Origin of the sequence: Pseudomonas sp. HY2-MNA-CIBAN-0224 (assembly GCF_040310285.1) — a bacterium.
GTDB lineage: Bacteria > Pseudomonadota > Gammaproteobacteria > Pseudomonadales > Pseudomonadaceae > Aquipseudomonas > Aquipseudomonas helleri.
The window spans coordinates 1-254 of sequence record NZ_JBEOPQ010000717.1 but is presented as its reverse complement, the minus strand read 5'-3'; the positions used below and the strand labels follow the sequence as shown (position 1 = coordinate 254).

At 44.9% G+C, this 254-nt stretch carries 1 pseudogene; it reads left to right on the top strand.

Annotation, left to right across the window (positions count from 1 at the left end):
- A pseudogene (locus AAEZ03_RS28200) lies at positions 1-254 on the top strand (signal recognition particle protein); the annotation flags it as partial.

Sequence of the window (254 nt, the reverse complement as noted above, 5' to 3'; positions counted from 1 at the left end):
GGGCGGCTCTGACATGCAAAAAGCGGTTGAAGATGCTAAGCCAGAAGAAAAAGTGCGTGAAATGGAAGCATTGATTAATTCAATGACGCCGTTTGAGCGTAAAAACCCTGATAAGATTAATCCAAGCCGTAAACGCCGTATTGCCGCAGGTTCAGGTCGCGAGATTCAAGACGTCAATCGTTTGCTCAAGCAGCACAAGCAAATGGCAAAAATGATGAAAATGATCTCCAAGCCTGAAGGCATCAGTAAGATGA